Annotated in this window: 18 protein-coding genes and 1 pseudogene; 7 read left to right on the forward strand and 12 right to left on the reverse strand. The window is 61.0% G+C overall.

The window, feature by feature from the left end; all coding sequences use genetic code 11:
* Positions 1 to 128 precede the first annotated feature (128 nt).
* Positions 129 to 461 carry a hypothetical protein gene (locus tag F8N49_RS00005; protein WP_151550514.1) on the reverse strand — a complete coding sequence of 111 codons (333 nt, stop codon included), beginning with the start codon at positions 459 to 461 and terminating at the stop codon, positions 129 to 131.
* A gap of 25 nt (positions 462 to 486) precedes the next feature.
* Positions 487 to 2697: an aldehyde oxidoreductase molybdenum-binding subunit PaoC gene (gene paoC, locus F8N49_RS00010; protein WP_151550516.1), complete on the reverse strand. Its 2211-nt coding sequence runs from the start codon at positions 2695 to 2697 to the stop codon at positions 487 to 489.
* 266 nt (positions 2698 to 2963) lie between these two features.
* Between paoC and F8N49_RS00015 the strand changes: the two genes are divergently transcribed.
* Positions 2964 to 5090, forward strand: a complete 2127-nt coding sequence (locus F8N49_RS00015; protein WP_122750432.1) for a TonB-dependent siderophore receptor — start codon at positions 2964 to 2966, stop codon at positions 5088 to 5090.
* 235 nt (positions 5091 to 5325) lie between these two features.
* Positions 5326 to 6731, forward strand: a pseudogene (gabP, locus tag F8N49_RS00020) (GABA permease).
* Here gabP and F8N49_RS00025 read toward each other — a convergent pair.
* Both F8N49_RS00025 and F8N49_RS00030 read right to left on the reverse strand, forming a co-directional pair.
* Positions 6728 to 6940: a hypothetical protein gene (locus F8N49_RS00025; RefSeq protein WP_122706258.1), complete on the reverse strand. Its 213-nt coding sequence runs from the start codon at positions 6938 to 6940 to the stop codon at positions 6728 to 6730. The pseudogene gabP and the gene F8N49_RS00025 overlap by 4 nt on opposite strands.
* Positions 6941 to 6958: 18 nt before the next feature.
* Positions 6959 to 9010 (reverse strand): pyridoxamine 5'-phosphate oxidase family protein, encoded by a 2052-nt coding sequence (locus F8N49_RS00030; protein ID WP_151550517.1) that lies wholly within the window; start codon positions 9008 to 9010, stop codon positions 6959 to 6961.
* Positions 9011 to 9294: 284 nt separating this feature from the next.
* On the opposite strand from F8N49_RS00030, the gene F8N49_RS00035 reads away from it, so the two are divergent.
* Positions 9295 to 9924, forward strand: coding sequence for a glutathione S-transferase family protein (locus tag F8N49_RS00035; protein WP_122880598.1), 630 nt, complete (start codon positions 9295 to 9297; stop codon positions 9922 to 9924).
* A gap of 154 nt (positions 9925 to 10078) precedes the next feature.
* Positions 10079 to 10999, forward strand: coding sequence for a LysR family transcriptional regulator (locus F8N49_RS00040; protein ID WP_122746179.1), 921 nt, complete (start codon positions 10079 to 10081; stop codon positions 10997 to 10999).
* 27 nt (positions 11000 to 11026) lie between these two features.
* Here the strand turns inward: F8N49_RS00040 and F8N49_RS00045 are convergent, their stop codons facing one another.
* The gene (locus tag F8N49_RS00045) at positions 11027 to 11803 is read right to left on the reverse strand and encodes an alpha/beta fold hydrolase (protein WP_024013008.1); all 777 of its coding nucleotides are present in this window, start codon (positions 11801 to 11803) and stop codon (positions 11027 to 11029) included.
* 155 nt (positions 11804 to 11958) lie between these two features.
* Positions 11959 to 12864: an AraC family transcriptional regulator gene (locus F8N49_RS00050; protein WP_151550519.1), complete on the reverse strand. Its 906-nt coding sequence runs from the start codon at positions 12862 to 12864 to the stop codon at positions 11959 to 11961.
* A 125-nt stretch (positions 12865 to 12989) separates the two neighbouring features.
* Here F8N49_RS00050 and rclC point away from each other — a divergent pair, with 125 nt between their 5' ends.
* The gene (gene rclC / locus F8N49_RS00055; RefSeq protein WP_151550520.1) at positions 12990 to 13565 is read left to right on the forward strand and encodes a reactive chlorine resistance membrane protein RclC; all 576 of its coding nucleotides are present in this window, start codon (positions 12990 to 12992) and stop codon (positions 13563 to 13565) included.
* 30 nt (positions 13566 to 13595) lie between these two features.
* Entirely contained in the window at positions 13596 to 13823 is a 228-nt protein-coding gene (locus tag F8N49_RS00060) for a DUF2790 domain-containing protein (protein ID WP_039762848.1), read from the forward strand.
* 1 nt (position 13824) lies between these two features.
* Here the strand turns inward: F8N49_RS00060 and F8N49_RS00065 are convergent, their stop codons facing one another.
* Positions 13825 to 15066 carry an MFS transporter gene (locus F8N49_RS00065; RefSeq protein ID WP_151550522.1) on the reverse strand — a complete coding sequence of 414 codons (1242 nt, stop codon included), beginning with the start codon at positions 15064 to 15066 and terminating at the stop codon, positions 13825 to 13827.
* Between the two features lie 117 nt (positions 15067 to 15183).
* Positions 15184 to 16317 carry a lactonase family protein gene (locus tag F8N49_RS00070; protein ID WP_151550524.1) on the reverse strand — a complete coding sequence of 378 codons (1134 nt, stop codon included), beginning with the start codon at positions 16315 to 16317 and terminating at the stop codon, positions 15184 to 15186.
* A gap of 274 nt (positions 16318 to 16591) precedes the next feature.
* On the opposite strand from F8N49_RS00070, the gene F8N49_RS00075 reads away from it, so the two are divergent.
* Entirely contained in the window at positions 16592 to 17884 is a 1293-nt protein-coding gene (locus F8N49_RS00075) for an Nramp family divalent metal transporter (RefSeq protein WP_371699886.1), read from the forward strand.
* A gap of 42 nt (positions 17885 to 17926) precedes the next feature.
* On the opposite strand, the gene F8N49_RS00080 is transcribed toward F8N49_RS00075, so the two are convergent.
* The 4 genes from F8N49_RS00080 to F8N49_RS00095 all read right to left on the reverse strand — a co-directional run bounded on the left by F8N49_RS00080 (position 17927) and on the right by F8N49_RS00095 (position 20426).
* Positions 17927 to 18730 carry a DUF1206 domain-containing protein gene (locus F8N49_RS00080; RefSeq protein WP_151550525.1) on the reverse strand — a complete coding sequence of 268 codons (804 nt, stop codon included), beginning with the start codon at positions 18728 to 18730 and terminating at the stop codon, positions 17927 to 17929.
* 126 nt (positions 18731 to 18856) lie between these two features.
* A complete protein-coding gene (locus tag F8N49_RS00085) occupies positions 18857 to 19162 on the reverse strand; it encodes a DUF6482 family protein (protein ID WP_016774774.1) in 306 nt (101 codons plus the stop codon).
* Between the two features lie 14 nt (positions 19163 to 19176).
* Positions 19177 to 19887 (reverse strand): SDR family oxidoreductase, encoded by a 711-nt coding sequence (locus tag F8N49_RS00090; RefSeq protein WP_151550527.1) that lies wholly within the window; start codon positions 19885 to 19887, stop codon positions 19177 to 19179.
* A complete protein-coding gene (locus F8N49_RS00095; RefSeq protein ID WP_095180044.1) occupies positions 19884 to 20426 on the reverse strand; it encodes a DUF3833 domain-containing protein in 543 nt (180 codons plus the stop codon). The genes F8N49_RS00090 and F8N49_RS00095 overlap by 4 nt, the downstream gene beginning before the upstream one ends.
* Positions 20427 to 20471 lie beyond the last annotated feature (45 nt).

The raw sequence follows: 20471 nt of genomic DNA on the forward strand, positions 1-20471 counted from the left end.
GATGGCGGTATATCTGCTACATCAATGCTGGATCTGCTGACCTCATCGCTGGCAAGCCAGCTCCCACAGGGATTTGCGGTGGTTTTCGCAGTTATGTCCAGGGAGTACCGGATCAGGCCACTCAACATTCAGTCAGGGGACTTTTCCTCTTCAGGCCGTTGGGCAAACCACTGCGCATACGGTGTATTGCTCACTTTGAATCGGTTGTAATCCGGGCTGCCGTCATCCCACCACACCGGCCCGCGTTCACCCAGCGCGACTTTGGCGTCGTTGACGCGAGCTCTCGCCGACTTCAACGCCTGTGCATCCTCCGCACGCTTCGCCTCTTTGACCGCACGCCGCGCTGACATGAGTTCGGCTTCAAACGCCTCACGCTCGGCGGCTGGCAGTGATGGATTGCTGCAACGCCACAGCTGTTGCTTGACCACAAAATAGCGGCCATCGGGGGTGGTGGGGTACATGGGCGATATCCTGCGCGATCGAGTCTCAGACCGGGTAGGACAACTCGCCGATGAGTTTATCCAGCGTAATCGGATAATCGCGCACCCGTACGCCACAGGCGTTATAGATCGCGTTGGCGATGGCCGCCGCCGCGCCGCTGATACCCAGCTCACCGACGCCTTTGGCCTTCAGCGGGGTGGCATACGGGTCGACTTCATCGAGAAAGATCACTTCCTGATGGGGAATGTCGGCGTGCACCGGCACCTCGTATCCGGCCAGATCGTGATTGACGAAAAAGCCGATTCGATGATCCACCGCCAGCTCTTCCATCAATGCCGCACCAGCGCCCATGGTCATGCCGCCGATGATCTGGCTGCGCGCAGTTTTCGGGTTGAGGATGCGCCCGGCGGCGCACACGGCCAGTTGCCGACGCAGGCGAATTTCGCCGGTCGCCGCATTGACCGCGACCTCGGCGAAATGCGCGCCGAAGGTCTGCTGGGCGAAGCGCTGGGCAAGGTCACCGTATTCCATGCGGTCCTCGCCCGTCAGCTCGCCATTGGCTGCGGCCTGAGCCAAGCCAACCTGCTGCGAGCCTGCGCGAATTTGCCCGTCGACAAACTCCGCTTGCTGCGGGTCAATCCCGACGGCGCGAGCGGCGGCCTCACGCAGTTTCACGCACGCGGCATACACGCCGGCAGTGGAGGAGGCGGCGCCCCACTGGCCCCCGGAGCCCGACGATTCCGGAAACCGCGAATCGCCCAAGTGCACCACGACACGCTCCAGCGGCACGCCCATCATTTCGGCGGCGGTCTGGGCGATGATGGTGTAACTGCCGGTGCCGATGTCGGTCATGTCGGTTTCCACGGTGATGACGCCTTGACGATCGAGACGCACCCGCGCCGCCGAAGCGGTCGTCGGTGCGCCGCGAATCGCCGAGGCCAGCCCGATGCCGATCAGCCAACCGCCCTCACGGCGCTGAGCGGGTTGAGGGTTGCGCTGACGCCAGCCGAAGCGTTCGGCCCCAGTGTTCAGGCATTCCACCAACTGCCGTTTGGAGAACGGCCGCGCCGGTTGCTCCGGATCGACCTGCGAATCGTTGAGGATGCGCAGCTGCAGCGGATCCATTTGCAGCTTTTCGGCCAGTTCATCCATGGCGATTTCCAGCGCCATCATCCCCGGTGCCTCGCCCGGCGCGCGCATCGCCGAGCCCTCGGCGAGATCGAGCACGGCGAGATTCAAACGGGTCATGCGATTGGCACCGGCGTAAAGCAATCGGGTTGACGCGGTGGCCGCTTCGGCGCGTCCGCCGCGCAGATTGCCCGACCAGCTCTCGTGGCCGATCGCGGTGATCACGCCGTCACGGTTGGCACCGATGCGCAGGCGCTGAAGCGTTGCCGGACGATGGGTGAGGTTGTTGAACATCAGCGGCCGCGGCAGCGCGACTTTCACCGGTCGCCCGGCATGTCGAGCGGCCAGGGATGCCAACACTGCGTCGCAAAGAATCGTGCCCTTACCGCCGAAACCACCGCCGATATACGGTGAGATCAGGCGCACATCTTCCTTGGCGATGCCGAGGGTTTTCGCCAGATCGCGCACGCCCCAGTTGATCTGTTGGATCGATGTCCACAAGGTCAACTGCGTGCCACTCCAGCGGGCAATGGTTGCGTGCGGTTCCATCATCGCGTGGGCCTGGTCAGGCGTGCTGTAGTGCTGATCGATTTGCACTGGCGCAGCGTTGAAGGCGCCTTCGAAGTCACCGACGCTGGTCTGCGGCGGCGGGCCGAAACCGGCCGGTGGCGGTGGGGTTGCGGAGTCTTTCGCCGCCGCCAGATCGAAGGAACCTGGTTCGGCCACGTAGCGGATGTCGAGCAGGCCGGCGGCCGCGCGGGCCTGTTCAAAAGTGTCTGCGACGACAATTGCCACGGCCTGGTGATAGTGATCGACCTGCGGCCCGGCCAAGGCCCTGGCTACGTAAAACTCGCCTTTGGCCAATGGCCCGGCGTTTTCGTAAGTGACGATGGCAATCACCCCGGACGCCTCCCGCGCTTGCGTCGAATCGATCGAGGCAATGCGCCCCTTGCCGATCCCGGCGCCGACGATATAGCCATAGGCGGCGTCCGGCACCGCTGCGTTTTGCTCGTAGGCGTAGGGGGCGGTGCCGGTGGTTTTCAGCTTGCCGTCGATGCGGTCGGCAGGTTGGCCGATGACGTTCAGTTGGTCGATCGGATTGGAGCCGGCCGGGGTGTCGAATTTCATCTGCAAATTCCTTTCATACAGGCTGGCGGCGCCCACGTAGCGCGGCGCAGCCATCGATTGACGTCGGATCTCTACGAGCCTAGGCCATCGACGCGCTGCTGATAATGCGCGGTTTCAGGATGGAATGATGAATCTCGCTCACCAATCCTGATCAACATGACAAATAGGAATACGTTTCAATTACTAATGCGACCGTATACCATGCGCGACGTTTTCACTGGCGGTTTTGCCCTTCGTTCTGGCCTATTCGTAAAGGTTTTCACCTCATGCGTCGAACTCTGCTTTCCATTTGTGTGCTGCAGGCGTTGTCTTCTTCCTCGTGGGCTGAGTCAGCCGAACCGACTTCTTCAACGCTTGAGCTGGAAGCCACCGACGTAGTCGGCACAGCGGATTACGAACGGGCAGACGGCCCGGTGCAAGGCTACCGCGCGACGCGTTCGGCCAGCGCCACGCGCACCGACACTTCGATTCACGAAACCCCGCAGTCGATCAGCGTGGTGACCAAGGATGCCGTCGAAGACCTCGGCGCGACGCGTTTGCAGGATGCGCTGGATTACGCCGGTGGCGTGGGTCGGGCGAACAATTTCGGGGGGCAGGGCCTGACCACCTTCACCGTGCGCGGTTTTACCACCGGTGAGTTCTACCGCAACGGTTTCCCGATCAACCGTGGCTACCCAAACATGCCCGACGCCAACACCATCGAGCGCCTGGAAGTGCTGCGCGGCCCGGCGACCATGCTCTATGGCCGTGGCGACCCAGGCGGTACCTTCAACGTGGTGTCGAAACAGCCGTTGCCCGAGCGCACCGTTACGTTAGGCAGCCAATTGAACGACCAAGGCATGAAGCGCGGCACCCTCGACGCTTCCGGGCCGCTGGATGAAGAAGGGCGTCTGGCCTATCGCTTGAATGTGGTGGGCGAGGGCGGTGACACCTTCCGCGATCATGTCGAGACCGAGCGCTACGGCATTACGCCGGTGCTGACCTGGCAGGCCACCGACGCGACCAAGCTGATTTTCGAAGGCGATTTCATGCGCAACAACGCGCCGCTCGATCGCGGCGTGACGCGCTACCCGGCGCAGATCGGCACTGCCTCGCGCGATACCTTCTTTGGCGAGAAGGACGTCGGCAAGCTGCACAACGACAACAACATGGCGCAATTGCGTTTCGAGCACATGCTCAACGACGACTGGACCTTCGGCGGTGGTTTCCAGTGGCTCGACGGCTCGCTCAAGGGCAATGCGATCGAGGCCAACGGCATTGCCGCTGACGGCCGCACGCTGGGGCGCAACTTCAACTACCGCAAGCTGGAGTGGACCGACAAGGACACCCAGCTCAACCTCACCGGGCATTTCGACACTGGCGGTCTGCAGCACACCTTGCTCACCGGCATCGAGTATGAAGATTACGATTACAAGTCGATCATCCAGCGCTCCAGCGGCGCGGTCAGTGCCTACCCGATCGACATCTTCAATCCGGTCTACGGCCAGCCACGCCCGGCGCTGACCCGCACACCGACTCACGACAAGGAAAACCTCAAGACCTACGCCGCGTTCGTGCAGGATCAGGTCGCACTGACGGACAAACTGAAAGTGCTGGCCGGCGCGCGTTTCGAGCGCTTTGAGCACGACTATGAAACCTACGTGCCCGGCGGCAAGAGCTGGCAGGCCAGCGACAACGCCGTCACCCCTCGTATCGGCATCACCTACGATTTGACCGATACCCTGGCGGTCTACGCCAACACCGCGCGCTCGTTCAAGCCCAACACCGGCGCCAGTCGCGAAGGCGGCGGCTTCGCTCCAGAGAAAGGCAAGTCCTACGAGATGGGCGTGAAGTGGGAAGCGCTGGATCAGCAGTTGAGCGTCGACGCGGCGATCTACCAGATCGAAAAACGCAACGTGCTGACCACCGACCCGGTGGATTCGACCTTCAGCGTCGCCGCTGGTGAAGTACGCAGCCGTGGTTTCGACGTCAACGTGACCGGCAACCTCACCCCGGAGTGGCGAGTGGTCGGCGGTTACGCTTACGTCGACGCCGAGGTGACCAAGGACAACACGCTGCGCTCCGGCACGCGCCTGCTGAACATCCCGAAGAACAGCTTCAGCCTGCTCAACATGTACGAATTCCAGGACGGCACGCTCAAAGGCCTTGGCCTTGGCACCGGCCTGAAATACGTCGACGAGCGCGCCGGGCAGACCGCCAACACCGCGTTTTCCATGGGCAGTTACACCGTGGTCGACCTGCTGAGCTTCTACAAGGTCAACGATAAAGTGCGGCTCAACCTCGATGTGAAAAACATCTTCGACCGCGACTACGAAGAAGGCGCCTTCGGCAACGTTTACGCCTACCCGGGCGCGCCGCGAACCGTGCAGGTGGGGATTTCCTACACGCTGTAAATCGCCGCAGCGGTTGCCGCCGGCCCATGCTGGCCTGAGAGTGGCATGTCGAAATCAGACATCGGCATGCCGCACTCAGGCTAGTTGCGCGGCGGTCGGGCCACGTAAGGTGAAGCATCATTTCGTCGGCAAAGCGTCTGCGTCGCTGCTTTCGCCTGAGTCGACTCAAGGAAATGATGATCGCCTGACGCACAGTCAGTGGCCCAAACGTCGATCATGAGAACAATAAGAACCCATGAACAGCCTGAACCCCAAGGACTCCAACGGTCAGTTGGCGCAAGGTTTCAAACCGCGTCACGTCACCATGCTTTCCATTGCCGGTATCATCGGCGCAGGACTTTTCGTTGGCTCAGGCCACGCCATTGCCGCCGCAGGACCTGCGGTGCTGCTCGCTTATCTGTTCTCCGGTCTGCTGGTCGTGCTGGTGATGCGCATGCTCGGTGAAATGGCCGTGGCGCACCCCGACACCGGCTCGTTTTCCACCTATGCCGATCAAGCCATTGGCCGCTGGGCCGGGTTCACCATCGGCTGGCTCTACTGGTGGTTCTGGGTGCTGGTGATTCCCATCGAAGCGCTGGCCGCAGGTCACGTGCTCAATCAGTGGTTTCCCCAGGTCGATGCGTGGTTGTTCGCCTTGCTGTCGATCGTGCTGCTGGTGATCACCAACCTGTTCAGCGTGTCGAAATACGGCGAGTTCGAATTCTGGTTCGCCATGGCCAAGGTCATCGCAATCATCGGTTTCATCGGCTTGGGCTTTGCGGTGCTGATGGGCTGGATTCCCGAGCGTGAAGCCAGTGGCTTGAGCACGCTGATGGCCGAGCACGGCGGCTTTGCTCCGAACGGTATGTCGGCGGTGGTCGGCGCGTTCATCACCATCATGTTCAGTTTTATCGGCACCGAAGCGGTGACCATCGCCGCTGCGGAGTCGAACAACCCGGCGCAGAACATCGCCAAGGCCACGCGCTCGGTGATCTGGCGTATCGGCATTTTTTATTTGCTGTCGATCTTCGTGGTGATTTCCGTGGTGCCTTGGAATGACCCGCAACTCGCCTCGGTCGGTTCCTACCAGCGCGCACTGGAACTGATGAACATCCCGACGCCAAATTCCTCGTCGACGTGGTCGTGTTGATCGCGGTGGCCAGTTGCATGAACTCCTCGATCTACATTTCCTCGCGCATGCTCTATTCGCTGGGCCGACGCGGCGATGCGCCGCCGGCATTGAAGGTGACTTCGGCGGCCGGCGTGCCACGCGCGGCGGTCATTGCCAGCACGGTGATTGGCGCAGGCGTGACGTTACTCAGCTATTTCATGCCGGCCGGGCTGTTCCAGTTCCTGCTCGCCAGCTCCGGCGCAATCGCCTTGCTGGTGTATCTGGTGATCGCCATTTCGCAGTTGCGCATGCGCCGCCAACTTGAACGGGAAAAGGTCGAAATGACCTTGCGCATGTGGCTGTTTCCCTGGCTCACCTGGCTGGTCATCGCCTTTATCTGCGCGGCGTTGGCGGTGATGATGATCACCCCTGAACATCGCCTGGAAGTGACTTCGACCATTGGCCTGGCGCTGCTGATCTCGTTCATTGGCCTGGTCACCAGCCGCCAGCACCGGCCGGCGGGCGGGGTGGCGGCTGTTAGCAAAGCCTAAGCAAACAACGCCTTGAGCCCGCGGGAAAACCAGCCGTTCGGGCTCGAAGGCAGATGCTCACGTTGATTGAATGAGCCCGTCAACGCGCAGGTTTCACCGGCGAGCGAGCCCATCAATTGCGGCAGCAAAAAGCTGCGTTCGCATTCACTGGCGGACAGTCCGGTGTTCTCTTGCGGCCAAACCACGTTGGTTTCTGCATACGGCTTCATGGCGCACCTCCTCAACATTCAAACGTCCAGCACCAGGGTTTCGCTGCCCTGCGCCGGGGCGGCGCAGCAGATCAGCACTTCGTCGTCCGCCAGGCGCATGGCCGGCGGGGTGAGGTAATGCACTTGGCCGCTGGTAAGGCGGGTTTTGCAGGTGCCGCAGGACCCGCCGCGACAGCTGAACTCCGGATTCAAGCCACGTGCCTCGGCCAGTTCCAGCAAGGTGCCGCTGCCCGGTTCCCAGCGTGCTTCCTTGCCGGACGTGGCGAACAACACCTTGACCGGCTCTTCAGCGACCGGCACTTGTGGCGGCGCTGGGGTGCTGATTTCGACATCGCGGATCAGCGTCGACGGGCCGAAGGTTTCGGCGTGGATGCGATCATCGGGAATGCGCATTTTGCGCAGGCCGTCGTACAGCGCCTGAGTAAAACTGCCCGGGCCGCACAGGTAGAAATCGTAGTCATCCAGCGGCAGCAGGCTCTTCAGCAAGGCCATGTCGATGCGCCCGGCATGATCGTAACCCTGCGCTGTTGCTTCCAGCGGCGGCTGGCTGACCACGCGCAGCACCCTGACCTTGTCACCGGCGCGCGCAGCCAAGGCATCGATTTCTTCGCGAAAGGCCAGATCCTCGACGGTGCGACTGCTTTGCACCACCCAGGTCGGGCGCATGCGGCTGATACGTTTGCCCTGATAGACCACCTCGCGCAGCATCGACAGCAACGGCGTCACCCCAACCCCTGCGGCCAACAGCACCAGTGGCCGGCGTTCGGTGGCGTCGACGGTGAAATCGCCTTGCGGCGCGCGGGCTTCGATCAAATCCAGTGCCTGGACCCGATCATGCAGATGCGAAGACACCGAGCCGTCGCGTTTGACGCTGATGCGCAGGAACTCGTCCGACGGCGCGCTGGACACGCTGTAGGTGCGGATCGACGCGGCATCCTGACCGTCGAGCAAGACCTTGATCGGCAAGTGCTGGCCCGGTTCGAAGCGCGGCAGGCCGAAGCCGTCGTTGGCTTGCAGGTAAAAGGAGCGGATCTGCGGACTCTCATCGACTACACGCGTTACGTGCAGCGCACGCCATTGGTTGCGCAGCGCCTCGGCCTGCAGACGTTCGCGGGTCTGTTCCCAACTGCCGGTCATTTGCGAATTGGGCGAATCGCCTTCCGGCTGCTCGGCCCAGCGCAGTGGCAATGCGGCCTGACGATAAACGATGCGCTGCGGCTTGAAGCGCCACAGGCGCTCGGCGCCCTGGAACGCGGCGATTTGCGGATCGTCGAGCAGCACTTCCGCGCTACCGGTCATCTGCAACAGATCGCCGCTTTCAAAATCGATGAAGGTCAGCCCGGCGCGCGGGTTGAGCAGGATGTTGCCCAGGGTGTTGAAGAACAGATTGCCGGAGAAATCCGGGATGGTCAGGGTGCCGTCTTCGTCCATATGCACGAAACCGGATTTGCCGCCGCGATGGGACACATCGACTTGCCGCTCACCGTCGCGCACCACGTAAGTGGCCACGTAGAACGAATCGGCGGCGGTGATCATGTCGCGCACCAAGGGTTCGCTGACAGGCAAGTCGAGCGCAGTGTCGGTGGTTTCGTCGACGAACGCGTAGTGGCGCAGATTGATGTAGCGCGGGCAGTTGCCGTAAGCCTGGGTCACGCCGATCTCAAGGATGTTGTCATCGCGGCGACTGATGTTGCCGTTCATGCGATTGCGCCGACGGGTGTGCAGCTCGATGCCGAGCATGCCGATCGCGTCGCCGGGCTGCAGGCCTTGATTGGCCGGGTCATTGGGCTGCGCGTCGAGTTTGATCTTCAACACCTGCGGCGACGGCGAATCCATGAAGCCCGGTTGACCGGTGCGCAGCGTCGCCCACGGGTCGCCCTGGCCATCAACGGCGCCGAGCACGACGAAGGGCAGTTGCGCATAGAACTCGCGGTGCTGGTCCGGCATCCAGTCGCGGGCCAGTTGCCGCTGGCCGACACCGACCATCATCTCCACCGCGCCGACGGCACGTTGCAGGGTCAGCTCACCTTCATGCCAGGGCGAGGGCTGCGGTTTCGACGCTGTGTCCATTTCGATTCTCCTCGGGTGCAAACGGGCCGGTGAGCCGCCAGGGGCTGAAGCTCAAGTGGGCTCATGTTCGCCCTCGGCCGGTTGCGAGGGAATGGCCAGAAACTGCAATCCACTGTTTCACGCGGTGAAATGATCCCTGCGCGCGCCTAAGGAGGCGGGTGATTATTTCACTGGCTGAAATGCTCGATTGTATTGGCTGAGGATTCCGCGATTTGCGGCAGGGGAGCAGGATGAGCCCATCGACACGATCAGCGGGTCGACCTCAAATAATCCAGGAGCACGTCATGTCCCAGTCAGCCGTCAAACTGTATCGCCATCCGTTGTCCGGCCACTCGCATCGCGTCGAGTTGATGTTGTCCCTGCTGGATGTGCCGACCGAACTGGTGTTCGTCGACCTGATGAAGGGCGCACACAAAACTCCTGAATTCCTCGCCCTCAACCGTTTCGGCCAAGTGCCGGTGATTGACGACAACGGTACGGTGCTCGCTGATTCCAACGGCATTCTTGTTTATCTGGCGAGCAAATACGGCAACGGCCAGTGGCTGCCGAGCGATCCGGTCGAACAAGCCAAGGTGCAACGCTGGTTATCGGTAGCTGCCGGGCAGATCAGCTCCGGCCCGGCCACGGCGCGCTTGATCACGGTGTTCGGCGCCGGTTACGACGCGGCTGATGCGATCAAGCGTTCCCACGCTTTATTGCAAGTGATGGAAGACGAGTTGGCCAACAGCGCATTCCTTGCCGGCGACAAGGCAACCGTTGCCGATGTGGCCGCCTACACTTACGTCGCCCACGCACCGGAAGGCAACGTCTCGCTGGAGGATTACCCGAATGTGCGGGCGTGGCTGGCGCGGGTTGAGGCGCTGCCGAAATTCGTCGGCATGCAGCGCACAGCGGTGGGCCTGCAAAGCGCTTGATATCAGCACACGCCAAAAAACCTTGTGGGAGCGGGCTTGCCCGCGATAGCGGTGGGTCATTCAGCATCGTTGTTGACTGACAGGACGCCATCGCGGTTCAAGCCCGCTCCCACAGGGCCGGTGGGTTTTCAAAGTCTTCGACAGGTTCCCGTCTATGGATCGTTTTCAGGAAATGCGCATGTTCCTGGCCGTGGCCGAGGAGGGTGGCTTTGCGGCGGCGGCCCGGCGTTTGGACACCTCGCCCCCCAGCGTCACCCGCGCCATTGCCGCGCTGGAACAACGCATCGGCACGCGTCTGTTGTCGCGCACCACGCGCAGCCTGCACCTGACCGAAGCCGGGCATCGTTATCTGGACGATTGCCGAAGAATTCTGTGCGACGTCGACGAAGCCGAAGAGGCCGCTGCCGGCAGCTATCGGGTGCCGTGCGGGCACTTGAGCGTGACCGCGTCGGTGTTGTTTGGCGAGTTGTTCATCGCGCCGTTGCTGGCGCAATACGTCGATGCGTTTCCTTCGGTGCATCTGAAGGCTTTGCTGGTTGATCGCGTGGTGAACATGGCGGAAGAGGGTATCGATGTCGCCGTGCGCATCGGCCATTTGCACGAGAACAATCAGCATGCAATCAAGGTCGGCGAGGTCCGTCAGGTGATCTGCGGCACCCCCGAGTACTTCGCCCGCTATGGCCGACCGCAACATCCGAACGAGCTGAGCCGCGCCAATATCGTCATGTCGTCCGCCAGTCATTTGCTCAGCGATTGGCAATTCGCCCATGCCGACGGGCCGTTGAGTTTTCGCTTCGAGCCGCGTCTGGTGGTCACCGCGAATCAGGCGGCGATCAACATCGCCAGCTCCGGTTGGGGCATTACCCGGGTGCTGTCCTATCAAGTCGCCAGCCAGGTCGCGGCCGGTGAACTGGAATTGGTGCTGGAGGCCTTTGAGCCGCCGGCGTTACCTGTGCAACTGGTCTATCTGAAACATCCGCGCGTACCGGCGAAGGTGCGCACGTTCGTGGACTTTCTCAGCGAGCGGCTGCAACACCACCCAGCGCTGAAAGCCGTGAACAGGGTTCACGGCTAAGGCTTCAAGTTTCAATTCAGCGATGAATCACTTCGCGGCCGCAGCGGTTTCGATCAGACTGGCAACGGCTTTCGGGTTGGACACCATCACCACGTGCGACGCGCCTTTGACCACGACGGTCTGCTTGGAGTGCGCGCGCTCGGCCATGAACGCCAGGGCTTGCGCCGGGATGTTCTTGTCCTGGTCACCGTAGACGAAGTACGACGGAACGGTTTTCCATGCAGGCTCGGTGGCGGCTTCGTTGAGCGCGGCGACGGTCACCGGGCGCTGGGTCGCGGCCATCAACTTCGCATCTGCCGGGGAAACATCGGCTGCGAACTGCTCATGGAATTTGTCCTGCTGGATGTACAAATCCTTGCCACCATCGGCCAGCTCAACCGGGGCCGACAGGGTCGGGCCAAGGGTGCTGCCAGGGAAGCGGCCGGACAATTCGGCTGCGGTTTCACCCTTTTCCGGGGCGAACGCGGCGACGTACACCAGCGCTTTGACATTGGCATTGCCGTAAGCGGCTTCGCTGATCACCGGGCCACCGTAAGAGTGGCCGACCAGCACCACCGGAGTTTTCACACTGGCCAGCACATCCGCCACCGATTGCGCATCACCCTTGACCGAGCGCAGCGGGTTGGCCGCAGCGATCACCGGATAGCCATCCTTCTCGAGAATCTTGACCACGCCGTTCCAGCTGCTCGAATCGGCAAAGGCACCGTGCACCAGCACCACGGTAGGTTTGACCGGCGCGGCGAACGCTGCAGTGGCACCAAACATGGCGGCGGTAAGGGCGAGGGTAGCGAAGACTTTGTTCATGGTGATGTCCTGTCGATTGGTTAAGGTAGGAATTGAAGCGACAGTGGTATTTAGCGCGCTAAATGTGTCAGTTGTGTGTGCGCACGGCCGAACTTCGCATGCGTATGTATCTGTGTCGGCGAAAGCTACACGCTGATACAAAGCGATCCATTCAATCAGATCGCGCGGCGGACTTTGCCCGGGGCCTCGCCGTAGGTTTCCTTGAATTTCTTGCTGAATGCAGCTTGCGACTGGTAGCCGACCTGCACGGCAATGTCGTTCAGGCCCAGATGCGAATGGCTGAGCAGACTGAACGCCAGCTCCATGCGCAACTGGGTCAGCAGCACCCACGGCGAAATACCGGCGACCCGGGCGAAGGTGCGCATGAACGTTGCACGAGACATGTTTGCGGTGTCGGCCATGGCTTCGATGGTCCATTCGTGCGCCGGGTCGGCCAATATCGCCTGACAGGTCCGGCCGAGGCGCTGGTCGCCGAGCAGCGCCAGGGTGCTCTTGTCCTGCTCCGCACGGGCCAGGTGCGCACGCAGGATCAAGGTGAACAAGGCTTGGGACAGTGAATCGAGGAGAAAGCGTGCACCCGGCTGTTCGCTGTCGGCTTCGCTGCGCAACAGCGCAATCAGGGCGGTCAGTGGCGCATCAATCGGCAAGCCATCGTTGGCAATCAACAGGTAATCGGGGAGGGCGGCGAACAGCATCGACGCGCGGTTGTAATGAAAACCACCGCAGAGCATATCCAGATCGGCGCTCGCGCCACCCAGCCGATAGATCGGCAACACCCCGCCGGGAACCAGCGTTGGCGACATCGGCGCTACATTTTTGCCGGCACTGTGCAGCACATGCGGCGTACCCCGTGGCAACAGCAGAATATCGCCAGCGCGCATCGCCAGGCGTTGCCCGCTGGCCAGTTCCACCCGGCATTCACCTTTAAGCACGATGTGATAGGGCGCCTTGCCCAAGGCTTCCTGTTGATGATCGCGCGCCCAGTCGCCTTGAAACTGGCAACGCAGATCGAGGCTGCCGCGCACGTTGGCCAGGCTGATGAGCTTATCGAGCGAGTTCATTGGCACCCATCACGAAGGAATCCGCAAAGTTGAGACGATTGAGCAAGACGTTGAGCATGACCGACAAAAGCGCGATTCGGTAGCAGCGCAGACTGACTCCACTTTCATTGATCTGGAGAAGTCGCATGTTCACCTCAATCAACGCCGTACTACAACAGCTCGGCAAACTCGATCGCCTCGGTATCCCGCTGATGCGCGTGGCCATCGCCATCGTCTTCCTGTGGATCGGCGCGCTGAAATTCGTCCCGTACGAAGCCGACAGCATCACGCCCTTCGTCGCCAACAGCCCGGTGATGTCGTTCTTCTACGAACACCCGCAGGACTACAAGGCGCACCTGACCCATGAGGGCGAGCTGAACGCCGACAAGCGCGCCTGGCAGACCGCGAACAACACCTACGGTTTTTCCACCGGGCTTGGCGTGGCGGAAATCGTCATCGGTCTGCTGGTCCTGTCCAACCCGCTTTCCCGCCGCACCGGCCTGCTCGGTGGCGCGCTGGCGTTCGCTACGCCGCTGGTGACCCTGAGCTTTCTGGTCACCACGCCTGAAGCCTGGGTCGCTGCGCTGGGCGATGGTCAGCATGGCTTTCCCTATCTGTCCGGCGCCGGACGCCTGGTGCTCAAAGACGTCCTGATGCTCGCCGGAGCGCTGCCGGTCATGGCCGATTCCGCGCGCCAATTGCTGACCGAACGTCAGGCCTGAGTTCCTTCCCCTTTATAGAGAGATCACACGATGAAAACGTTTATTGCTTTGACCCTGACCATCCTCGCCGGCAACGTGTTCGCCGCCACCGAACCTGCACAAACCGGCGTGCCACTGGATATCGCCAAAACCATCAGCATCACCGACACCAGCGCCGCCTGCGGAATTGTTCCGGTGGAGGTCGTCTATGAAGACAGTCACGGCCAGCGGCATGTCGCCACTTACAGCGTTTTAGGCGATGGCTGCGGTGGCGATTAGCTCAGGTTTGGCCCATAACTGCAGCGGACTCGAATTGCTCAGTCCGCTGCAGCGTTTCCGGAACGCCGATCAATAGCAGCAGAAACGCTGCCCCTGCAATTGCGGCAAGGGTCAGGAATGCCGCGCTGTAACCGGCGGCCTCGACGACAAAACCGGCCAGCCCATTGCTCAGCGCCGCGCCCAGACCAAACGCTGTGGTCAGCGCGCCGAGGCTGACATTGAAATGCCCGGAGCCGAGGGTCAGATCCTTGACCATCACTGGAAACAGCGCACCGAACAAACCAGCGCCGACGCCGTCGAGCAACTGCACGGCGACCAGCCAGTACGGATCATCCGAGAAGGTGTAGAGCAAGCCACGCAGCGGCAGGATCAGAAAACCCGCCAGCAATAACGGTTTGCGCCCCCAGACATCGGCTTTCGCACCGGCCAGCAGCGCCATTGGCACCATGACCAGTTGCGCGGCGACGATGCACGCCGAGGTCAGCGGCGTGGCCATGTGCAAGTTGGCTTGGGCGAGTTTCTGGCTCACCAGCGGCAGCATCGCCGCGTTGGCCAAGTGGAACAGCGCGCAGCACAGGGCGAACATCAGCAACGGGCGATTGCTCAGCAGTACCTTGAACCCGGACGGCTGATGGCTTTGATCGCCAGGCTGCAAACCGCGCGCGACGTCGTGATCTATCGCTTCGGCCGAGACGAACAGCACGGCAATCACGCTGGCCAGCGCCATGACCGCCATCAGATAAAACACCGCCACCGGACCAAACAGATAGGCAAACAAACCCGCCAATAACGCCGCGCACGCGTTGCCGGCATGGTTGAACGTCTCGTTGCGACCGGTACGCCGGGTGAATGCTCGTGGGCCGGTGATGCCCAGGGTGATCGCGGAAATCGCCGGGGCGAAGATTGACGCTGCCGCCGCGCTCAAGGCTTGAGTCAATGCCACCAGACTGAATGACGAAATGAACGGCAGCAGCAGACAACTCACCGTGACCAACAGCGCGGCGATGATGACCAGCGCACGTTTCGCCCGGCTGCTGTCAACCAGCGCACCGGCCGGTGTCTGCGTGACCAGCGCGGCGATACCGGCGAGGGTCATGACTACACCGATGCTGGCCGGGTCCCAGTGGTGCACGGCGAGCAAGTAGATGGCGAGGTACGGCCCGAGGCCGTCGCGGACATCGGCGAGAAAGAAATTCAGACTGTCCAGCGAGCGGTTGTTGCGGCGATCGAGATGGCTGATCACGAGGGCAGTCTCTTGAAAGTGAGGTCTGCGTAAATGTATCAACCTCGGCAAACCTAATGACCGAAGCGGCGGGGTATTAGTTGCAGGACGGCGGAGCAGTTGCTGCTCCGCAGATATTCAAGCGTCAGGCGTTTGCAGTATCTCGATCCACAATGCGCCTTTGCCGGATGCCGCTTCACCGACACGCTTCAGCGCGCCATCCTTGCTCACCGCGTACGTACCGACCTTGGCGCTTTTCTCGCCCGTCACCAGCAGCCAGTGGCCATCCGGGGAGAAGGCGATGTTACGTGGTTGCTGTTCTTGCACCGGGTAGTTGTCGAGAAACGTCAGTCCTCCCGTTGCCGGATCCACGGCAAATGCCGAAACGCTGCTGCTGGTGCGCTCACTCATCAGCAGCAGTTTTCCATCCGGCGACATGCGCAGGTCGGCAGCCCAGATGCGCGGGGTCGGATCGTCTTTCAAATCGTTGTTGCGCGCATCCCGAACTTCGCCGTGGGCCAGTTTCAATCGCTCGGGAATGCCGTTGGTTTCAGCGATTCGGGTCAACGCGCCGCTGGCCTCGTCGATAGAAAACGCAGTCACGGTGCCGCTCATTTCACCGACCACGTAAAGGAATTTGCCGTTCGGCGAGAACGCCAGGTGCCGGGGGCCGGTTTTATCCGGGACACTGACCGAGCCGTTGCCGATCGGGCTGAGCTCGCCAGTCTCGGCATCCAGGCGATATTGCAGCACCTTGTCGGTGCCCAGGTTGCCAGCGTAGGCAAAGCGATTGCTCGGCTCGGTGCGAATCGAATGGGCATGCAGGCCGGTCTTGTAGCGAACGATCTCGGCGGAAGGTTGCTGATCCTCGCCGATCTTCTGAACGCTGAGGGTGTCGGCGCCGTAGGACGCGGCGAGCAGGTAGCGACCTTTTCGATCGGTCGACAAGTAGGCCATGCTCTCTGCCAGCGGAGCTTGGGTGAATTTCGTCAGGTGACCGCTTTGGCGATCGATCCGGTAACCCAGCACCTGAAAAGGTTTGACGCGCAAGGCTGCAAACAGCACTTTGCCGTCCGGGGTGAGGGCCATGGGATTGACCTGATCACCGGCCTGAACCTGTTCAACGAGGGTGAGTGCGCCGTTGTTCTGATCAAGGCGATATTGCGAGATCAGACCGTCGCCGGGGCTTGAGATGTAAGCGTAGGTAGCGGCGTTAGCCGTCACGCTCAACGTAGAGGCGAGCGCAGCGATCAAGAGGGTTCTTTTCATCATTCCCAGCCTTATTGTTGTTGTGATCAGTCATCCTATGAGTGACTGCCTGGGGCATCAATGGCTATTTCGTCGGCCTGTAACGTCGCTACGCTTATTTCACATGCTTGTTCTAGATGATTTTGATCAGCAGAAATGATCGGAGAGGGCCGTCGTCATTGAGGTTTGACACATTTCTACATACTCTCCCGTTAGCGTTGTTGTACGACATCCTACCTAATGTGCGCAGTGCAACAACTCTCACAAAAACAATAACGGAGATACCCCTATGACGAGCATGGCTCCACTCGATCATCAGGCCGCTGCAAAACCGCAAAACCTGTTCCTGCGTACGCTGAAACTGCTCGGCCCCGGCATTATCGCCGTGCTGTCGTGGCTCGGTGCGGGCGATCTCATCACGTCTTCAGTGGCCGGTGCGAATTACGGCTACGCGATGATGTGGGTGCTGGCGGTCTCTTTGCTGTTGAGATACCTGATCGTCAACATCATTGCCCGGTTCCAGCTGTGCAATAACCAGGGCATGACCATTCTGCAGGGCTATGCCCAGCTCAACCCGGTGTTTGCCTGGTTCATGCTGGTTTATGCCCTGTTGATGGGGCACTTGATGAACGCCTACATGATCAAGGGGGCAGGGGAGTCGCTGGCGATGCTGTTCAAGATCGATCAGCCATTGCTGTGCTCGGTGGCGGTGGTGCTGGCGGTCTGGATGCTGGTCGGGCGCAACATCTACACGATGATCGAAGGCGTGATGAAGCTACTGCTGGCGATCATGACCCTGGCGTTCATCGCCCTGGCGGTGATGTCCGGTCCGGATGTCAGCGGCATCATCAAAGGCACCATCGGCTTCAGCATTCCACCGGACGAAGGCGTGCATGGCGCGTTGCTGGTGGCGGTTTCAGTGATCGGCGCGGTTGCCGGCTCGATCGCCAACTTCGTGCACCCCTATGTCATGCGCCAGAAAGGCTGGACCGGGCCGCAGCACAAGCGCATTCAGCGTAACGATCTGCTGTTTGCGGTGTTCGTCGGGATCATCATCAACCTGGCGATCTGGATCGTCGGTGCGGAAATCCTGCGGCCCAACGGCATCGAGGTGAAAACCTTGGGCGATCTGGGCAAGGCGCTGGAAATCTTCTTCGGCCCGATCGGCTGGTACGTGTTCTTCATCGGTGTGTTCGCGACCCTGTTTGCCAGTATTTCAGGCAAGACCACGGCGTTTCCGATGCTGATCACCGATGCCTTCCAGCATGTTCGTCCTGAGCGTCGCGAGAAGTACGGCAAAGAGTTTCATCATGACCCGATGCACAAGTGGTTCATGCTGTTCATCCTGGTCACGCCGCTGATCTGGTCGATGCCGGGCATGCCGGATTTCGTCACCCTGACCATTGGTGTCAGCGCATTGAACATCATTGGTTTGCCGGTGATTTCCCTGGGCTTGCTGATCATGTCCAACCAGAAATCGTTGCTGGACAAGCAATACCGCAACAACCTGTTTGAAAACATCGCGCTGATGTTTGCTACAGGTCTGGCGCTATGGGTAGCGTTCCAGTTGGGCGTTGATCTGTTTACTTGACGGGAAGCAGTCGAGGGGGCAAACGCCCCCTCGAATCGCCGCTTACAACGGCACATCCATTTCGATCCGGCGCCAGGCCGCTTCGGAAAAGCTGTACACCGAAAACGCGATCAGCCCCAACGCCATCAGCATCAACAGCACGCCGCCTGCCGGCAGATTCTGCAAAGCATCCAGCGCTTCCTTCATGCCGGGTGGATTGGTCGCCTGGTAAACCGAGCCGCTGACCACCATCAACACTGCAATCTCGATAAACACCACGCCTCGGGCGATCAAGCCAAAGCGCGACACCGGGCGCACGTAGCGCATCACTTCGTCATCCGCTTCGAAGTATTTCTCGAACGTGGCCTTCCAGCCTTTGATGATGTGGGCGATACCGACACCCAGCGGGATCAGCGCAATCAGGTAGATCAACAGGTTCGAGTGCTCGAATGACAGCAGCTGCGCGAGCAGATCCTTCGTCTTGCCATCGCCGGAACCGCCCGAACTCCTGAGGCCACTCACCAACAGACCCAGGGCAAAGAAGGCCAGCGCCGCGTTGACCAGGCCGCCGGCGAGCAAACCTGCGCGAATGACCAGGCCTTTGAACTCGCTGCCGTGGTGGTCGACATCGCGGATCGCTTGCAGCGCACGCCAGGCGGCGAAGGCCAGCAGGCCGGCGACCACAACACCGATCAGCACGTAACCGAAGGGCTGGCTGAGCAATGCTTCAAGGCTCTTGTGGCTGTCTTTCGGTTTGGTGGAGTCGTGCGCTGCCAACAGCGCGAAGATGCCGATGATCCCATACAGAACGCCGCGCGCGGCGTATCCGCCTCGGGCAAGCAGGACAAGCGTGTGTTGAGTGGACATGGGTTTTACTTCCAGGGAATCGATGTGAAGCAGACCCATGGACGGGGCAGGGGTTCGATAAATGCGCCGCCCTTGGGCGACGCGCGTCTTATCAGCCCGCCATTCAGCGCTAGCCGCGCTTGAGACTCATAAAGGCGTGGTCAGCGAAAATGGAATGCGCAGCTCTTCAACCGGCCCTGAATCCCGACCGCACATTTCGTCGTGCACGCATTGTTGCACCAGTACGCAGGGAAACGCCGGCACGGTTTGCAGCAAGTCGCGCAGGTGGGTGATCGAACGCAGGTGCATTGGCTTGGCCGCGTCATCGAGCAAGGTGAATTGGCCCTGATCCACGCGAATTCTCGCCAGATAAAAACCACCTTCAAGTGACAGCAGCTCCAGTTCGCGAACTTCACTGTTGGCCGCACGTTCGGTGAGGGTTTGCAGATTCATGCTTCACTCCTTGCCTACCAGGGCAGGCGTTCTCCATCGTAGGCGAAGAAATGGCCGCTGTCGGCCGGCGTTAACGTGTCAATCAGACTGAGTAATTGCCCGGCGGCAATGTCTGCCGGGCGGGCGCTTGAGGCTCCGCGAAAAGGTTGCGACAACGGCGAGACCACCGTGCCCGGGTGCAGGCTGAGCAAGCGACTCTGCGGGCGCGTGCGCGAAAGCTCGATGGCGGCGGTCTTGATCAACATGTTCAGCGCAGCCTTGGACGCGCGATAGGCGTACCAGCCGCCCAAACGGTTGTCGCCGATGCTGCCGACTTTTGCCGAAAGCATCGCCATCGCGCCTTGAGGCGCAAGCAATGGCAGAAAGTCGCGCAGCAGCAACGCCGGCCCCAGCGTGTTGACCTGGAACACGGCCTGCAGCGACTCGGCTTCGATTGCGCTGTAGCTTTTTTCCGGTTTGACTTGGTCGCGATGGAGCAGGCCCGCCGCGTGAATGATCAGGTGATAGGGCGCTTCGGCAGCCAGTTCGGCGGCGGCGCTGGCGATCGTTTCGGGCTGCTCGAGGTCGAGCTTCGGCGCAGTTTTTCGTCCTAGCGCACGGACGCTGGCGCAGCGTGGATCCTGTTTCAAATGTTGGCAAAACGCCGTGCCGAGGGCGCCATTGGCGCCGATCACCAGAGCGCGATAACCGTCGCCGAACGAGGCCAGGGTCAACCCACTGCTCATGGGTTCGCCCCAGCGTTCTGGCGCCGGAAGAACACCGTCACCTGGCCGACCTCAATACCCCACTTGGACATACTGGTGCGGTTGATCAGCGTGTCCTCGTCGACCAGGTACATCCAGTCGTCCATGCTCATCTCGTAGGTCGAATCATCAACTGGCAGGTTCAGGCGATAACGCCAGTGGAAGGTGTTTCCAGCAATCTGGCCCTGCGCAACCCCGACCACATCGTGCGCGCGACCGCTCCACTGACCATTGCCCCCGGGAGTGAGTGTCCAGACCCGACGCTCACGGGTGCCGTCGCTGTAACGGAAGCGCTCGTCGAGGATCAGGTTTTCACCTTCACGACGGCTGGCAATATCGACCTCAAACCGCTTGACCACTTCGCCGTTGCGCTTTTGAAACATCCCCCAGGCCTTGACGGGCTGACTGAAAAACTGCTCCAGATTCAGTGCCGGTTGCTGATCCGCGTAACGAGCAACATCGACACTGCCGCAGCTTGCGATGCTGAGCGCCAGTCCTAACAGCAGGAGAAATCGGGTCATGTGCCTACTCCTTGAGCTTGTACAGTTAAGAGGCTGTGTATAGGC

It is taken from the genome of Pseudomonas sp. GXM4, assembly GCF_008923895.1.
Taxonomy (GTDB): Bacteria; Pseudomonadota; Gammaproteobacteria; order Pseudomonadales; family Pseudomonadaceae; genus Aquipseudomonas; species Aquipseudomonas atacamensis.

Excerpts from the sequence above, each read along its gene's own strand:
- F8N49_RS00005 (WP_151550514.1), bottom strand. The coding sequence starts at position 461 with ATGTACCCCACCACCCCCGATGGCCGCTATTTTGTGGTCAAGCAACAG.
- paoC (WP_151550516.1), bottom strand. The coding sequence starts at position 2,697 with ATGAAATTCGACACCCCGGCCGGCTCCAATCCGATCGACCAACTGAAC.
- F8N49_RS00015 (WP_122750432.1), top strand. The coding sequence starts at position 2,964 with ATGCGTCGAACTCTGCTTTCCATTTGTGTGCTGCAGGCGTTGTCTTCT.
- F8N49_RS00025 (WP_122706258.1), bottom strand. The coding sequence starts at position 6,940 with ATGAAGCCGTATGCAGAAACCAACGTGGTTTGGCCGCAAGAGAACACC.
- F8N49_RS00030 (WP_151550517.1), bottom strand. The coding sequence starts at position 9,010 with ATGGACACAGCGTCGAAACCGCAGCCCTCGCCCTGGCATGAAGGTGAG.
- F8N49_RS00035 (WP_122880598.1), top strand. The coding sequence starts at position 9,295 with ATGTCCCAGTCAGCCGTCAAACTGTATCGCCATCCGTTGTCCGGCCAC.
- F8N49_RS00040 (WP_122746179.1), top strand. The coding sequence starts at position 10,079 with ATGGATCGTTTTCAGGAAATGCGCATGTTCCTGGCCGTGGCCGAGGAG.
- F8N49_RS00045 (WP_024013008.1), bottom strand. The coding sequence starts at position 11,803 with ATGAACAAAGTCTTCGCTACCCTCGCCCTTACCGCCGCCATGTTTGGT.
- F8N49_RS00050 (WP_151550519.1), bottom strand. The coding sequence starts at position 12,864 with ATGAACTCGCTCGATAAGCTCATCAGCCTGGCCAACGTGCGCGGCAGC.
- rclC (WP_151550520.1), top strand. The coding sequence starts at position 12,990 with ATGTTCACCTCAATCAACGCCGTACTACAACAGCTCGGCAAACTCGAT.
- F8N49_RS00060 (WP_039762848.1), top strand. The coding sequence starts at position 13,596 with ATGAAAACGTTTATTGCTTTGACCCTGACCATCCTCGCCGGCAACGTG.
- F8N49_RS00070 (WP_151550524.1), bottom strand. The coding sequence starts at position 16,317 with ATGATGAAAAGAACCCTCTTGATCGCTGCGCTCGCCTCTACGTTGAGC.
- F8N49_RS00075 (WP_371699886.1), top strand. The coding sequence starts at position 16,592 with ATGGCTCCACTCGATCATCAGGCCGCTGCAAAACCGCAAAACCTGTTC.
- F8N49_RS00080 (WP_151550525.1), bottom strand. The coding sequence starts at position 18,730 with ATGTCCACTCAACACACGCTTGTCCTGCTTGCCCGAGGCGGATACGCC.
- F8N49_RS00085 (WP_016774774.1), bottom strand. The coding sequence starts at position 19,162 with ATGAATCTGCAAACCCTCACCGAACGTGCGGCCAACAGTGAAGTTCGC.
- F8N49_RS00090 (WP_151550527.1), bottom strand. The coding sequence starts at position 19,887 with ATGAGCAGTGGGTTGACCCTGGCCTCGTTCGGCGACGGTTATCGCGCT.
- F8N49_RS00095 (WP_095180044.1), bottom strand. The coding sequence starts at position 20,426 with ATGACCCGATTTCTCCTGCTGTTAGGACTGGCGCTCAGCATCGCAAGC.